Origin of the sequence: Rhodohalobacter mucosus, assembly GCF_003150675.1 — a bacterium.
GTDB classification, from domain to species: domain Bacteria; phylum Bacteroidota; class Rhodothermia; order Balneolales; family Balneolaceae; genus Rhodohalobacter; species Rhodohalobacter mucosus.
Map to the genome: position 1 here is coordinate 133290 of NZ_QGGB01000008.1, position 15292 is coordinate 148581.

Below are 15292 nucleotides of genomic sequence, written 5' to 3' on the forward strand. Positions count from 1 at the left end.
CTTTTATGTGGAACTCATTATTCATAGAATTTTTCTCGGACCTTCGTAAACAAAAACTGAGGTCAACCCTGACTCTTATTGCGATAGCCTGGGGTACGCTGTCAGTTATTCTGCTTCTTGCGTTTGGACGCGGACTGGGCAACGGTTTGATCAAAGGCATGCTGGGTGCAGGGAACCAGGTGATGGTTATTTACGGTGGACAGACAAGCATCAATTATGAAGGACTCGGTGAGGGACGGCCGATCCGGTTCTCGGAAGAAGATGTTGACATGATTACCGATGCAGTACCCGGCATCTCCTATTCCAGTCCCCAGTATGGCCGTTGGGGAGCCAGCCTGGAGCGCGGTGACGTGATTACAACCACCTACATGGAGGGCGTGAATCCTGACTTTGAAATCATGAGAACCATGTACCCGGCAGCCGGCGGACGTTTTATCAATGAAACGGATGTAGACCAAAAGAGGCGCGTGTTGTTTTTGGGTGATGAAATTGCGGTACGTCTTTTTCAGGACGAAAATCCCATCGGGCAGCAGCTGTTTCTGGACGGAACCCCCTTTACAGTTGTTGGAGTGATGAAGCCCAAAATGCAAACGTCCATGAATAACGGCCCCGACGCCAACCGTGCCATTATTCCCTATACCACGTTCAAAAATATGTACGGCAACCGGAACGTGGGATCCATCCTCATCCGTCCTGAAGATCCCAACATGCAGGAGGAGATCAAAGCCGGAATCACGAATCTGCTATCCTCAAAATATAAATTTGATCCTGTCGATGAGCAGGCTATGCCGGTATGGGATTTTATTGAGCAGGAGGAGATGACTTACAAAATTGCAACCGGATTTGAGATCTTTCTCTTCACGGTTGGATTTTTTACCCTCATGATTGCAGGTGTCGGTGTGGCCAATATCATGTTCGTGATTGTAAAGGAGAGAACCCGTGAAATCGGCGTGAAGCTTGCCGTAGGTGCACGAAAGGTTCACATTATCACCCAGTTTATCTTTGAATCCCTGTTCATCTCCTTTATGGGGGGTGCTCTCGGAATCGCCATATCCTCTGCAATCGTTTATGGCGTAAATTCCATGCAGCTATCCGGCGGAGCAGCCGATTTTCTTGGCCAGCCCCAGATTTCTCAGATTGCTGTAATTGTGACCATTTCCGTTCTGGCATTGATAGGGCTTCTGGCAGGTATCTTTCCCGCTATCAAGGCATCCAGGGTGGATCCGGTGGAATCTCTGAGATACGAATAACTGTGTTGAGTACCGGAAACACAAAACGGCAAATCATTATGATACCGGTTTCTGACTGCGCCCCAGCACTTTTGCCGGTTCAATTATTGTCAGGTCCGCTTTTCCACGGCTCTTTTTCTTATATTGATTGAAAGCCGTTATTTCGAAAACTTAAAATTTACAGATGAATATCCGAATCTCTTTCGGCGTATTCCTGATAGCTATTCTTCTGCCCTGCACAACTATAATGGGTCAGTCACTAATACGTGACGTTGACTTTAGCGGGCAGTTTTTTTTCAGCACTGAGCATACAACCGGCACCGAGAATGTCAATAATGAGTTTTTCTTCAAAAGGGGGTATATCACGTTCCGAAAGGATATCACTGAACGGGTAGGAATCCGCTTTACACAAGACGTCTCCGTTGATCAGGAGGGTGACGGTGCAGGAGACATTGAGCTGAGGCTGAAATATGCTTTGGTAGACGTTCAATTCAGTGACTTCGGATTTCTGAAAAATCAGCATATCGAATTTGGCGTTGTTCATCGTCCATGGATCGATTTTGAGCAGGATATCAACGATTTTCGCAGCCAAAATCCCATGTTTCTGGACAGTAATAACTATCTTAGTTCTGCCGATTACGGATTTACCTATTTTGCGCATTTAGGGGAAGAGCTCCCGGGTGAATACCAGGATGGATTGCGTTCACCTCCGGGTCGATATGGCAGTTTCAGCATCGGCATTTATAACGGTGGCGGGTACTCCCGGCTTGAACAGAATAACAACAAGCTGCTGGAAGCACGCTTATCGCTAAGATTATTTCCCGATCGGCTACCCGGGCTTCAGACCACTGTTTTTGGCGACTACGGGAAAGGCAACCACGTTCAGAGTCCTGACTTCCGGATGGCGGGAGGTGCACTGTCTTTTGAGTCCAAAAAATGGGCTGTCGTTGGGGAGGGATTTATCGGAGTAGGTGATGGGGATGCCCGCTATTTAAATGAAGCAGGTGAAGCTTTAGCCACAATGGGCTGGAGCATATTTCAGGAACTCAAGCCCTTCAGCTTTCCTGTAAGTCTGACTCTAAGGTACGATGAGCTTGTTGACCGTGAAAACAAACAGTGGTTCGTCCATGAGCTGATCGCCGGTGTATCGTGGGTATTTCCCAACCGATCCAAAATCATCCTGAGCCTTGACCAGGTCTGGCTGCAGGATATCACGTTCTCCGACCACATTTCAACCGTTGAAATTATCACTGAGATACGGTTTTAATCCGTTTCAGCTTCGCATACTGCCCGAATCGACCAGCTCATTTCCGGCCCGGTTATGCAGGGCGTAATTAAAGCCCGGCTGAACGGCATAGGCTCCCGCTTCACCATCTTTATTCAGGGCCAGGAATCCGGCCTGAATGTCATCCACATTATCATGTTTTGATATGAGTCGCCGAACAGCTTCTTCACAGGCTTCCTGCGGTGTTCTTCCCTGACGCATCAGTTCCACGATTAAAAAGCTTCCGCAGATACGGATAATTGACTCCCCCAGTCCGGTAGCCGTTGCGGCACCCACTTCATCATCCACATAAAGCCCGGCTCCTATGATGGGGCTGTCGCCAACGCGGCCGTGCATCTTGTAGGCGAGTCCGCTGGTGGTGCAGCTTCCCGCCATCTTCCCGTTTCCATCGATGCCGATCATACCAATGGTATCATGATTTTCAATATTTATGACCGGCTTGTACTCCGACTGTTCCAGCCATTTTTCATAAGCCTCTTCTGCCCTGGGGCTCAACTCCTCCTCTTGCAGTTCAAATCCGTTTTCAGCCGCCAGCTTCCGGGCCCCCTCACCTGCAATCATCACATGGGGGGTTTCATCCATTACCAGGCGAGCCAGGGATATCGGGTGCTTCACCTGCCGCACGAATGCCACAGACCCGCACGATCCGTCTCCTTTCATAATGGAAGCATCAAGCGTCACGATTCCGTCCCGGTCGGGAAGTCCCTGCAGGCCAACGGACAGATTATCGGGATCATTTTCGATAACCCTTACTCCCTGTTCCACTGCATCAACAATCGACCCGGTTTCATTCAAAACCTGCCACGCTTTCTCATTTGCGGGTATGCCGTGGTTCCAGGTGGATAACAAAACCGGATCGCCAATAATCTTCATCCGGATTTCCGGTTTATCAGACTTACTTATTGTTGCGGCAAAAGGAAATGCAGCAGAAGCAGCTGCAAGCATGGAGCTTCTGAGAAAAGATCGGCGATCAGGCATGTTTAATTCAGATGATTAAGGTTCACCATCATGAAACTAAATGCCTTTCAATTAATCAATCGGAAAAAATGCCTTTTGAGCAGGGTCTCTATTTTCCAATTTCATTGATCCCGCTCTGGTACATCTCTCTGTTTGCACTCTTAAAGCCGCAAAACATGAGCCCTTGTATCGAAATCAGGTTTACTTAATTCATTTGAGCCCGTTTAACCCACAACGGTCACGACAACAATCAAAATTTACATGTCGTTATGGTCAAACGGGTTATTTTCCAATGCAAAACCGTGAGAAAATGCTGTCCAAAACGTCCTCATTGGTAATTTCGCCCGTTATTTCTCCCAGCTGCCTGAGTGATGAGCGCAGGTCAATGGAAAGAAAATCACCGGTCATGCCGCTATCGAGGGCTTCAACGGCTCTCCTGATATGCTCCCGCGCCTTCTGAAGCGCATCGCGGTGACGCGAGGAGGTTACAAGCAGGCTGGATGTATCATAATCCTTGTTTTCAAGGGCCCGCTGCTTCATCAGCTTTTTTAGGGTGTCAATATTCTCTTCCTTGATGGCCGATATTTTCAAATCAAAATGGATGCGCTCATCCTTATCATCCCGACCGGCAGCCAGATCCAGTTTGGTGCCTACCAACAGAAAGGGGGTTTCCCCGGCTCTTTTCTGAAACCCTGCGATCTCTTCTCTCTCACTTGTATGCAGCGGCTGTGAGAGGTCTTTCAGGTAAACAATAAGATCTGCCTGCTCAAACGCTTTTTGTGAGCGCCGTACCCCCTCAGCTTCAATGATATCTTTCGTTTCACGAAGGCCCGCCGTATCAATCAATTTGAACAGCAGGCCGTCGTAGCTCCAGTCGGCATCGATGGTATCGCGGGTGGTACCGGCGATATCCGTCACAATGGCGCGTTCTGTGCCGATCAGTGTGTTCAGAAGTGTGGACTTACCCGCATTGGGCCGCCCGATAAAGACCGTTTTGACTCCATCGCGGACCAGCCGGCCGGTTTCATAGGTATCCAGAAGTGTACCTATTTCCCTGTCCAGATCGGTGAGAAGCTTCCTCAGCTGCTCCTTGTTGGCGAATTCGACATCCTCTTCAATAAAATCGAGTTCAAGTTCCACCATCGCTGTGGCGTCAATAATCTGCTGCCGGAATTTATTTATATGCTCACCGAGCCTTCCCTCCAGCTGCTGGTGGGCAGCATCAACAGCTTTAATGCTTTTCGCATGTATGAGATCGGCCACCGCTTCCGCCTGCTCCAGGTCCAGCTTCCCGTTCAAAAAGGCCCGCTGAGTGAATTCGCCAGGTTTTGCAGCACGGATTCCCTGATCCAGTATGGTTTCCAGCACCGACTGAGTAACCAGCACCCCGCCGTGGCAGGAAACTTCTACCGTATCTTCGCCGGTATATGATTTCGGAGAACGCAAAACGGTAACAAGCACCTCGTCCACAACGCGCCCGTCTTTATGTACGATTTTTCCGAAATGTACCGTATGGCTCTCCACTTTGGTAAGGTCTTTCCCCCTGAAGCAGTTCTGAACCTTTTCAATCACTCCCCTCCCCGATGCACGGATTACAGCAATGCCTCCCTCACCAATGGGTGTGGCAATAGCGGCAACGGGCGGTTGATGGGAAATTTCAGACGTCATGTACGCAGGTAAATAATTCACTGAAAATTAACCAATCCCTACCCAAATGCAGAATTCGATTTTATTTCGTTCACGAGGGCGACCTTCATCAATAACTCATAGATTTTTCTGATATTGACAGAATCTGAGTAGTTTTCAGGGATCTTTCAAAAAGACGCGCAGGTTCTGCAATGACGAAAACAAAACTAACCGGCATCTTCCTGGGGCTATTGGGGTTCCTCATACCGCTGGTTCTTGATTTTCCCGGGCTCTCGCTTGCGGGGCACTATGCCATGAGTATTTTCCTGATGGCCGCCGTTTTCTGGATGTTTGAAGCGATACCCATTTATTCCACTTCCATTCTTGTCATCTTTTCACAGGTTATTTTACTGAGCACAGAGGGCGTGATTGATTACAGCGGTATCGCGGGCTACGAACCGGCATCCTACACCCGCTTTATTGCCACACTGGCCGATCCCATCATCATTTTATTTTTGGGAGGGTTCGTTTTGGCTGATGCCGCCGTGAAATACGATTTTGACAAAAACCTGACCCGTATTCTTCTTCGCCCCTTTGGCATTCGCACGGTGAATATCATGTTCGGCCTGATGGCGGTTACAGCAGCTTTATCAGCCTTTATGAGCAATACGGCTACCACAGCCATGATGGTCACCGTGATAATACCGATTATTGCAAAAATGGATCCGGCTGACCCCGCTCGAATTGGCATTGCGCTATCCGTTCCTTTTGCGGCCAATATCGGCGGAATTTCTACACCCATCGGTACTCCTCCGAATGCTGTTGTAATCGGGGCACTTAACCAGCAGGGGGTTGCTGTGGCATTCAGCAGCTGGATGCTTTACGCACTGCCTCTCGCGCTTGTTATGCTGTTTATCGCATGGCGCGTGCTGTTATGGCTCTACCCGCCGCAAACCGATACCGTTTCCATGACGCTCGACACGCGAATGAAACAGTCTGTACAAGCCTGGATTCTCTATATCACATTCGGGGTAACCGTTCTTTTATGGGTAACGGAAGGCATACATGGAATCAGGAGCAGCGTTGTGGCGCTCCTGCCCGTTACACTCCTCACTCTAACATCGGTTATCAGCAAGCAGGACATCCGAAAGCTGCCATGGGAAGTGCTCTGGCTTATTGCGGGCGGTATCGCACTCGGCATCTCCATGAAAGAGACGGGACTCGCGGAATGGATGGTGGGCAGTATTTCCTGGGATCAGCTATCATACATCATGGTACTGGTTGTATTTGGCGTGGTGGCACTGGTTATGTCCAACTTCCTTTCCAATACCGTTACCGCTTCCCTGCTTATACCGCTTGCCTTGTCGCTGGCCACATCAGGTGTGCTGGATGGTGTATTCGGCATGCTGATGATAGGCCTGGTTATTGCACTTTCTGCCAGTTTTGCTATGGTGCTGCCGATCTCCACGCCCCCAAATGCCATTGCGGTGAGTACGGGAATTATTAAAACAAAAGATATGATTGTGTCCGGCTTCATCATCGGCCTAATCGGTTTGCTGTTTGTACTGGTGCTTGCGGCTGTTTACTGGCCTTTTATTATTTAACAGGAGAACATCATGGCTAAAAAGATCTATATATTTGTAGTTGAGGATGAACCGGAGGTGCTGGACGCCATTGTGCGCGATATTTCCGGCTTTGAGGATGTGTTCCCGGTTGAAATGGCTGATACCGCTGAGGAGGCAAGGGATCTCATGACTGAGCTTTTGGATGCGGGCAGTGAAATTGGCCTGATTCTGTGTGATCATGTGCTTCCCGGACAGAACGGGGTGGAGCTTCTGGTTGATATGCAGAAAGATCCCCGTACCCGAAAAACAAGAAAAGTGCTGATTACGGGTCAGGCCGGGCTCGATGAAACGGTGCGAGCCGTAAATGAAGCAGACCTGGAGCACTACATAGCCAAACCCTGGAAAAAAGAGGAACTGGTCAGTATTACAAAAAAACTCCTTACCGATTATGTGCTCGATAACGGAGAGAACCCAATGGCCTACATGCAGGTGCTGGACAGTGAGCGCATCGCAGATGAAATCAGAAAAGGAAAAGGAATCACGGATTCATAGCTCTTATGAAATTCAAGCTTGGGTCTAAATGGCTCGAAAACCGTACCTACGTTACCCAGATGATTCAGCGGGCCATCACTGAATCAGGAAGCGATCAGCACCTGATGATGCGGGTAAAAAAGGGCCATGAGATCTTTCAGGAAGGCGAAGAGCTGAATGATGTTTATATCCTCCTGGAAGGCGGTGTAACGCTTTATAAACGAAAACCACAAACCGGGATTGACTTTCCCGTCCTGGAAGTTACGCCGGGCGCCATTATAGGAATTGTTGCCTATACAACCGGACAGCCCTCTCTTACCAAAGCGGTTGCCACGGAATCATCTACGCTGCTCAAAATTCCTGAGGAGGAGATCCGGGAGTTGCTGGCCGGCAGTGAAAAGGTTGGCGAATTTATCGACGAATTGATCCTGGCAAACCTTCTTGAGCGCTTCCGGGAGACGATTATTCTGCAGATAAAACTGGATTCGCTGAATCAGCGGCTTCAAAACGAACGCAACGACCTCAAAAAGGCATATGATGAATTAAAGACAATGCAGGACCAGCTGATCTACCAGGAGAAAATGTCAACGCTGGGTATGCTTGTCGCAGGATTTGCTCATGAGGTGAATAATCCCGCAACCTCTCTTTTACGATCTACAGAAACGCTCGAACGGCGCCTGAACGGATTCATGGAGTGGCAGGATGACGGATCAGAACGAATGGCCGCAGCACGAAAGTGCTACGAAGCGGGGAAAAAAACCGTTTATCCGGATACACATACCATCCGCGAAAAGTCGAAAGAACTGGAAAAAAGGTTCAGTATGGGACGCAAGTCACAGCTTCGGCTTCTGGCACAGTTTCCCGATGACCTTGTACGTCTTCTTGAAAACCTGCAGCCTGAGAATGACGAAGCCCTCAATTTCTATCTCAACTATTTTGAGATGGGCAAGATGCTTCAAAATATCGAATCGGCGGGAAACAGGATTTCAGGGATGGTGCAGAGCCTGAAAAGCTACAGCCGCAGCGACACCGAACAAGAGTGGGAAATGGTGGATATCCGGGAGGGGATACACGACACACTGCAGCTCACAAGCAACCGGATCAAGTACTACGATATTGAAATTGACCTTCAGGAAATTCCGAACACCCGTGCAAATCCAGCTGCCCTGAACCAGGTATGGACCAACATCATCCTGAACGCGGCCGACGCTATGGGAAAGAACGGATCACTGAAAATTCGATGCGACAATGACGAAGAACACATCTGGGTCACCATTGAGGATTCGGGGCCCGGAATAAAGGAGGAGTACCTGGATAAGATTTTTGAATCTTCGTTCACCACAAAAAAAAGAGATGTCAAATTCGGACTGGGCCTTGGTTTGTCCATCTGCAAGGAGATCGTGGAAAAACACGGTGGGTCCATCACGGCAAAAAACTCACTCCATGGAGGTGCAATCTTCACAGTTACGCTGCCGATTCGCGACATGTAATACAGAACCCCGTGAGAGGATCACACACCGGAATTTTATGTATTTTAACGTGAGTTCGTTAAAACCGGCCCGATTCTTCAGCCACCGTATCCAGGTTCAGGTCGAGTGCTTCAACAACCCGGACGATCATTTCTGATGCATCCACAAAGAAATCGGGATTGGTATTCTCAAACGTGTCGGTGGGCTGGTGATAATTCGGATGGTCTACAACGCCGAAATAGATAAAGGGAACTCCCTTTTCATGAAACGGGCCATGATCACTTGACATGGTCCAGTCCTGGGGCCAGTCTTCTGAATCATAACCGAATTCTACATTCACTTCAGAGTTTACTGCGACTCCCTCGATGATCGGTTTCAGAAATGGATAATGGGACGTACCAGCAGCAAAAATCTCATTTTCGAAATTGGCGCTTATCATATCCATGTTCACGTTCATCACTACGCTGTCGAGAGGCACAACCGGATTTTCAACAAACCATCTTGCCCCGCCAAGTCCCTGCTCCTCAGCATCCAGAGCCAGAAAAATGATGCTGTTTTGAGGCTGGTTTTGCGAAAAATACCGTGCGGCTGCTAGCAATGCGGCCGTTCCGGAAGCATTGTCATCAGCTCCGTTATAAATCTCCTGATCAACCATACCCAGGTGATCGTAGTGAGCGGTAACAACAATATACCGATCGGGATTAGCGGATCCTTCAGCATAGCCGATAAGATTCACTGCATCAATAAATTCATCGCCCGACCCGGGATTTACGTGGTTAAACAGGTGCTGATAGCTGTCTCCAAACATGGACAGATTAAGAGAATCATAGCGCTGTTCGATAAATTCACGCGCAATCCGGTTACCTTCGGTTCCGGTCAATCTGCCTTCCAATTCATCTGATGACAAAAATTTCAAATCACTGATAAGCTGCTCTTCATCCACGCGCTCGGGTACGTCGATTGTTTGATCTGCATCCGGTGAACAAGCAGGTAAACCGATACTGATTGCGATGACGAACAGAAAAACCGTTAGGCGTGTCAACATTTTGCTTATTTTGAACATGGTTTGAAAATTGAATGAGATTTTCGGTCTTTGACAATATACGGAGGTCAAGATCGAATTCTAACCCCGATTCAAAGGCTTTGTAACCATGGTGGTGGTTTTCCGTAAAGCTATAAGCTGACCAATACATTTCATAGTGAACATGAGGATATTCAATTCCGATAAATGACATAAGCGGAGGTAAGAGATGAGTATAAAATACAGAGGGTCAGATTACGACTCATACGATTCACGGGATCCGCTGGATGACTACCTGGACAAAGCGGAGCGAAGGGCCATACGAAAAGAACACGAAGGAAGGCGTTCAGGGAACTCCAACCTTAGAAATTTTGCAGTTATTTTCATTATCGCCCTGGCAGGTGTATTCGTGATTCGCGGTGTACAAAATTTTTCTATCTCACCCATTCCCGATGTAATTGAGTCCATTACAAACCCACAGCCCAGTGAAGATCTTCTAAACAGAATGAATGCACTGATGATTGAAATGGGCTACACGGATCTCACCAACGAACAGCTCACCGAATTGCGGAGTCAGGGTGTAACAGCCACCTATATATCAAATATCCGGTCGTTGGGATATGAAGACCTGACACTTGAGGACGCGGTGCGGCTTTCACAGGCCGACGTATCATCCACGTTCACGGCTATGCTTCAGGAGCTGGGTTATGAACCCACGGTTGAAGATCTGATCAACCTGCGCCGGGCGGATGTTACGGCATTTTATACCAGTAATATCCATGATCTGGGCTATCGGGATGTAACCTTCGATCAGCTCATCCGCATGCAGAGGATTGGCGTTTCGCCCGAACTAATCAGCCAGCTTCAGGCAGAGCGCGGAGAAGATCTACCCCTAGAGGAGATCATTCGATACCGAATCAGTAACCAATAAAAAAGTTCCATCTCCCCTCCCATATGACGACTCACAGGGAGAAGAGAGGAACGTATTATGCTGAGGTTTGATTTGTTTATTTCAGCGTAGCCTGTGCTGCTGCAAGCCTGGCTACCGGAACCCTGAATGGTGAACAGGATACATAGTCCAGGCCGTGCTCGTAACAGAACGATACACTGGACGGCTCACCGCCATGCTCTCCGCAAATACCCACTTTAAGCTCTGGTTTGGTTTCACGTCCAAGCCTTGTACCCATCTCAATAAGCTGGCCGACACCTTCCGTATCCAGCACCTGAAATGGATCCTGCTGCAGAATCCCTTCCTTGATATACTCCCCAAGGAATTTGGCGGCGTCATCCCGGCTGTACCCGAACGTCATTTGCGTAAGGTCATTTGTTCCGAATGAGAAAAATTCAGCATCCCTGGCAATCTGATCGGCCACAAGAGCCGCACGCGGTATTTCAATCATGGTTCCTACCTTGTACTCTACAGACTCACCGGTCTCTTCAAACAGATCGGCGGCCGTATTGTTGATCACCAGCTTCTGGCTTCTGAACTCCTGAGGTGTTCCGATCAGCGGAACCATTATTTCCGGAATCACTTTGATTTTTTCCTTTTTCAGTTCAATTGCAGCGCCAAGAATGGCCCGGGTCTGCATCTCCGTAATTTCAGGATAACTGATTCCAAGCCTGCAGCCGCGATGACCCAGCATAGGATTAAACTCTCTGAGCAGACGAACTTTTTCTGCAAACTCCGAGTGTCTGATGCCCAACTCTCCAGCTACCTTTTTGATCTCCTCGGGCTCATCAGGCAGGAATTCATGAAGCGGCGGATCCAGCAACCTGATCGTGACCGGGAACCCCTTCATAACACGGAAAATCTCCGTGAAATCCTTTTTCTGATAAGGGAGCAGCTTTTCAAGAGCTTCTTTTCTCTCCTCCAGCGAATTGGAAACAATCATTTTACGGATCGCTTTGATTCGTTCTTCACCGAAAAACATATGCTCCGTTCTGCATAAGCCTATTCCCTCGGCACCGAATTCAAGCGCTCGTTTGGAATCTTCAGGTGTATCGGCGTTGGTTCGAACCCTCATTTTTCTGATCTCATCCACCCAGGTCATGAAGGTGTGATAGTCTTCGTCAAGCTCGGGCTTTACGACATCCTTTTTGCCCTGGTACACGGTTCCCCGGGCTCCATCGATGGAGATCCACTCACCCTCGTGTATGGTAATTTCACCATTGGTAAAGGTATTGTTCTCATAATTTATAATGATGTCACCACAGCCTGCAACACACGGCTTGCCCCAGCCCCGGGCCACAACAGCAGCGTGGCTGGTCATTCCTCCCCGCGAGGTTAGGATACCTTCGGCCGCCGACATCCCGCCCACATCTTCCGGGCTGGTTTCTATACGAACCAGAATTACAGGAGTACCGTCAATAACCGCCTGTTCGGCTTCTTCAGAAGTAAAAACCACCTTGCCTACAGCCGCTCCGGGAGAGGCGGGCAGGCCCTGACCGATCACGGCATTTCCATTACTGTTTTTCTGGTCGATCTGCGGGTGAAGCAACTGGTCAAGGTGACCGGGTTCAACCAGACTTTTGACTGCGTGACGTTTCTCGACCAGTCCCTCTGCAACCATGTCGGATGCTATACGAATAGCTGCATGCCCCGTACGCTTACCGTTTCTGGTTTGCAGTATATAGAGAGTGCCCTTCTGAATGGTGAATTCAATATCCTGCATATTGCCATAATGCTTCTCCAGTTTTTTTCCGATTCCAACCAGTTCCCTGTACGGGTCGGGCATAACATTCTGGAGCGCTTTGATATCCTGTGGAGTACGGATACCGGCAACCACATCTTCACCCTGTGCGTTAAGCAGAAACTCTCCGTAAAAGCGATTCTCACCTGTTGACGGGTTGCGTGTAAAACATACACCCGTGGCACAATCATCTCCCATATTTCCATATACCATGGCCTGCACATTAACCCCGGTACCCAGGAGGCCTGTAATGTGGTTAATTCGTCTGTACTTCACGGCCCTGTCACTGTCCCAGGATTCAAATACAGCATTAACTGCTTTTTCCAGCTGCTCGTACGGATCGTCGGGGAACATATACCCCGTAGCTTTGCGATAAACCGCCTTGTACCGGTCAACAAGCTCTTTCAGGCTTTCCGTATCCAGTTCCGTATCGTGCTCCACACCCTGGGTTTCCTTAAGATCTTCGAGGGCATGCTCAAACTTCTCATGTGAGATCCCCATAACAACACACCCAAACATATCAATGAACCGCCTGTAGCTGTCGTAGGCAAATCGCTCATTGTTGGTATGGCGCATCAGCGCTTCAACCGTATAGTCATTCAAACCAAGATTCAGCACTGTATCCATCATTCCCGGCATGGATACGGCAGCTCCCGAACGAACCGATATCAGCAGGGGATGTTCGGAATCTCCAAACCGGGTGCCCATTTTCTCTTCAATAAAGTGGATTCCATCCTTTACACTTTGTTTGAGGTTGCGCGGCCAGATGCCCCCATGGCTTGAATAGTAGTGACAGGCTTCCGTTGATATGGTGAAACCGGCGGGTACGGGCAAGCCAATCGATGACATCTCAGCCAGGTTCGCTCCCTTTCCTCCCAGTAATTGCTTCATGCTGCGATCGCCTTCAGCTCCGCCGCCACCAAATGTAAATACTACCTTCTCATCTTTCACAGTCTGCATAATATTTTCCTGTTAATTCAAAATCTTTACGTTAAAAAAGTTATCCGGAAGAACCGGTCACCCGACAGTATCCGTAAAATGCCCGGAACATTGTATAGGGTTATTCCCGATTGGGGCATCCTGTAATAGTCTTAGGGTACGAAGGGGCGGACAGGCCTTACTCCGGTGAGAAGCCATCTTTTTGAACTGCCGGCATCGGACCGGCAGACCATTTTAATTTCTCTCTGAGTGCAGAAAATGTAGCCGGTTTCCAGGTTCCCCTTATGGCTGGTGCAGAATAGAGAGGATCCCGGATAAAAGTTAGTGAATGTTGCCCATAAGCTTTCTTATCGGCTTACTGAACAGTAGTAAAATGATTCCACCCCCAACCGTTGTCATCACGATGATCCAGAACAGGTCGGGCAGCAGTGTGGGGTCGGCCTGAATTGCCTGGTCGTCAAACTGTCCCGCAATTCGCCCTGCAATCAGATTTCCGAAAGCAATAGACATAAACCAAATTCCCATCATCTGTCCAACCAGCTTTTTGGGAGCAAGTTTTGTAACGGCGCTCAGTCCCACAGGGCTCAGGCAAAGTTCGCCTGTAGTGTGAAGCAGGTAGGTCATGATCAGCCATGTGGGAAGCACCTGGTTTCCGCCAACTACGTAGTATGATGCAAACATCATAACCAAAAAACCAAAGCCAAGAAATATCAGTCCGAGTGCAAATTTTGCCGGCGTGGAGGGTTCCAGGTTCTTTTTGGCCAACCAGACCCAGAGCCATCCAAAAACAGGCGCAAGCGTTATGATAAAAATGGGATTCACGGATTGCAGCCAGCTGGCCGGCATCAGCCAGCCAAAAATTTCACGATCTGTATAGCGCTCCGCAAAAAGATTCAGAGATGATCCGGCCTGTTCAAACCCTGACCAAAAAATTGCTGAAAAAACAAACAGCGCGGCAATCACACCGATTTTCTTCTTTTCATCACCTGTCAGCTCTTCTGCGATATAGATATAGGCAAAATAGGCAAGCACCAAAATAAAGATAACCAGTCCGGACGCATCTGCGATGGCAACCGGGTTGATGGTAATATATCCGCCGCTAACGGCTGCAAACAACATCACAAACAGTACGCCGGTTGCCCAGAGACCAATTTTAATCTTTCGGAACAGTTTATCACGATTCTCAGGAGAGTCTGTCACTTCGGGAGCGGCTCCCACATCGCCCAGATATTTTTCAGTGGCTTTGTACTGAATAAGGCCCAGCAGCATACCCACACCAGCTGCACCGAATCCGTAGTGCCAGTTAATTCCTTCTCCCAGATAGCCTGTAACCAGAGGCGCTATAAACGCGCCAATATTGATGCCCATATAGAAGATGGAAAACCCTGCATCCCTTCTGGCTTGTTCGTCATCAGCATACAGGCCGCCTACAATACTGCTGATGTTAGGTTTCAGCAGCCCCGTGCCGATTACAATGAGAATCAGGCCCAGATAAAATGTGGTATTGCCGGGTATGGCCATACTGAAGTGGCCCAGCGTAATGATGATACCGCCGTACCATATAGCGTTCCTCAACCCGAAAAATTTATCTGCAAGCCATCCTCCGGGAAGTGCCAGCAGATATACAAACATCGTATAGAGGCCGTAGATTGCTGTTGCAGTACGATCATCAAGACCGAGACCGCCACGATTGATTGCATCAACCATAAACAGTACCAGTATAGCCCGCATACCGTAGTAGCTGAATCTTTCCCACATTTCCGTAAAAAAGAGCGTAGCCAGCCCCCGGGGATGGCCAAAAAAGGAGTGGCTGTATTGACTAGTCCCGTCGGAATTTCCAGAATCTTTCATTATCTATATAAAAGGTTAACTGTTCATGACGTCCGCCATGATACTTAATGACGGCAATGTACGCAAGCTGCAGTGTTGTTTGGTATAATCTGCGTCTTCAGGCTGGCAGCCGATGCACTGCACAGCACC

General features: G+C 48.7%; 11 protein-coding genes. 6 read left to right on the forward strand and 5 right to left on the reverse strand.

Annotated elements, in window-relative coordinates; translation table 11 throughout:
* Positions 1-5 precede the first annotated feature (5 nt).
* On the forward strand, positions 6-1250 hold the full coding sequence (locus DDZ15_RS11755; protein WP_109647299.1) for an ABC transporter permease: 1245 nt from the start codon (positions 6-8) through the stop codon (positions 1248-1250).
* Between the two features lie 163 nt (positions 1251-1413).
* Entirely contained in the window at positions 1414-2496 is a 1083-nt protein-coding gene (locus DDZ15_RS11760; protein ID WP_109647300.1) for a hypothetical protein, read from the forward strand.
* 6 nt (positions 2497-2502) lie between these two features.
* On the opposite strand, the gene DDZ15_RS11765 is transcribed toward DDZ15_RS11760, so the two are convergent.
* Both DDZ15_RS11765 and mnmE read right to left on the reverse strand, forming a co-directional pair.
* The gene (locus tag DDZ15_RS11765; RefSeq protein WP_109647301.1) at positions 2503-3492 is read right to left on the reverse strand and encodes an isoaspartyl peptidase/L-asparaginase family protein; all 990 of its coding nucleotides are present in this window, start codon (positions 3490-3492) and stop codon (positions 2503-2505) included.
* Between the two features lie 261 nt (positions 3493-3753).
* Positions 3754-5139 (reverse strand): tRNA uridine-5-carboxymethylaminomethyl(34) synthesis GTPase MnmE, encoded by a 1386-nt coding sequence (gene mnmE / locus DDZ15_RS11770; RefSeq protein WP_109647302.1) that lies wholly within the window; start codon positions 5137-5139, stop codon positions 3754-3756.
* A 170-nt stretch (positions 5140-5309) separates the two neighbouring features.
* Between mnmE and DDZ15_RS11775 the strand changes: the two genes are divergently transcribed.
* Genes DDZ15_RS11775 through DDZ15_RS11785 form a run of 3 tightly spaced genes read left to right on the forward strand, consistent with a single transcriptional unit; the run spans position 5310 to position 8683 of the window.
* Positions 5310-6701 (forward strand): SLC13 family permease, encoded by a 1392-nt coding sequence (locus DDZ15_RS11775; RefSeq protein WP_242979010.1) that lies wholly within the window; start codon positions 5310-5312, stop codon positions 6699-6701.
* A 12-nt stretch (positions 6702-6713) separates the two neighbouring features.
* On the forward strand, positions 6714-7214 hold the full coding sequence (locus tag DDZ15_RS11780; RefSeq protein ID WP_109647303.1) for a response regulator: 501 nt from the start codon (positions 6714-6716) through the stop codon (positions 7212-7214).
* Positions 7215-7219: 5 nt separating this feature from the next.
* Positions 7220-8683: an ATP-binding protein gene (locus DDZ15_RS11785; RefSeq protein ID WP_109647304.1), complete on the forward strand. Its 1464-nt coding sequence runs from the start codon at positions 7220-7222 to the stop codon at positions 8681-8683.
* A gap of 58 nt (positions 8684-8741) precedes the next feature.
* Here the strand turns inward: DDZ15_RS11785 and DDZ15_RS11790 are convergent, their stop codons facing one another.
* Entirely contained in the window at positions 8742-9707 is a 966-nt protein-coding gene (locus DDZ15_RS11790; protein ID WP_109647503.1) for a M20/M25/M40 family metallo-hydrolase, read from the reverse strand.
* Between the two features lie 205 nt (positions 9708-9912).
* Here DDZ15_RS11790 and DDZ15_RS11795 point away from each other — a divergent pair, with 205 nt between their 5' ends.
* A complete protein-coding gene (locus DDZ15_RS11795; RefSeq protein WP_109647305.1) occupies positions 9913-10614 on the forward strand; it encodes a hypothetical protein in 702 nt (233 codons plus the stop codon).
* A gap of 76 nt (positions 10615-10690) precedes the next feature.
* Here the strand turns inward: DDZ15_RS11795 and ppdK are convergent, their stop codons facing one another.
* Positions 10691-13333, reverse strand: a complete 2643-nt coding sequence (gene ppdK / locus DDZ15_RS11800) for a pyruvate, phosphate dikinase (protein ID WP_109647306.1) — start codon at positions 13331-13333, stop codon at positions 10691-10693.
* 300 nt (positions 13334-13633) lie between these two features.
* Positions 13634-15163, reverse strand: coding sequence for a peptide MFS transporter (locus DDZ15_RS11805; RefSeq protein WP_109647307.1), 1530 nt, complete (start codon positions 15161-15163; stop codon positions 13634-13636).
* Between the last annotated feature and the right edge of the window lie 129 nt (positions 15164-15292).

What these genes read in the sequence shown, in the direction of transcription:
- DDZ15_RS11755 (WP_109647299.1), top strand. Translation starts at nt 6, where the DNA reads ATGTGGAACTCATTATTCATAGAATTTTTCTCGGACCTTCGTAAACAA.
- DDZ15_RS11760 (WP_109647300.1), top strand. Translation starts at nt 1,414, where the DNA reads ATGAATATCCGAATCTCTTTCGGCGTATTCCTGATAGCTATTCTTCTG.
- DDZ15_RS11765 (WP_109647301.1), bottom strand. Translation starts at nt 3,492, where the DNA reads ATGCCTGATCGCCGATCTTTTCTCAGAAGCTCCATGCTTGCAGCTGCT.
- mnmE (WP_109647302.1), bottom strand. Translation starts at nt 5,139, where the DNA reads ATGACGTCTGAAATTTCCCATCAACCGCCCGTTGCCGCTATTGCCACA.
- DDZ15_RS11775 (WP_242979010.1), top strand. Translation starts at nt 5,310, where the DNA reads ATGACGAAAACAAAACTAACCGGCATCTTCCTGGGGCTATTGGGGTTC.
- DDZ15_RS11780 (WP_109647303.1), top strand. Translation starts at nt 6,714, where the DNA reads ATGGCTAAAAAGATCTATATATTTGTAGTTGAGGATGAACCGGAGGTG.
- DDZ15_RS11785 (WP_109647304.1), top strand. Translation starts at nt 7,220, where the DNA reads ATGAAATTCAAGCTTGGGTCTAAATGGCTCGAAAACCGTACCTACGTT.
- DDZ15_RS11790 (WP_109647503.1), bottom strand. Translation starts at nt 9,707, where the DNA reads ATGTTGACACGCCTAACGGTTTTTCTGTTCGTCATCGCAATCAGTATC.
- DDZ15_RS11795 (WP_109647305.1), top strand. Translation starts at nt 9,913, where the DNA reads ATGAGTATAAAATACAGAGGGTCAGATTACGACTCATACGATTCACGG.
- ppdK (WP_109647306.1), bottom strand. Translation starts at nt 13,333, where the DNA reads ATGCAGACTGTGAAAGATGAGAAGGTAGTATTTACATTTGGTGGCGGC.
- DDZ15_RS11805 (WP_109647307.1), bottom strand. Translation starts at nt 15,163, where the DNA reads ATGAAAGATTCTGGAAATTCCGACGGGACTAGTCAATACAGCCACTCC.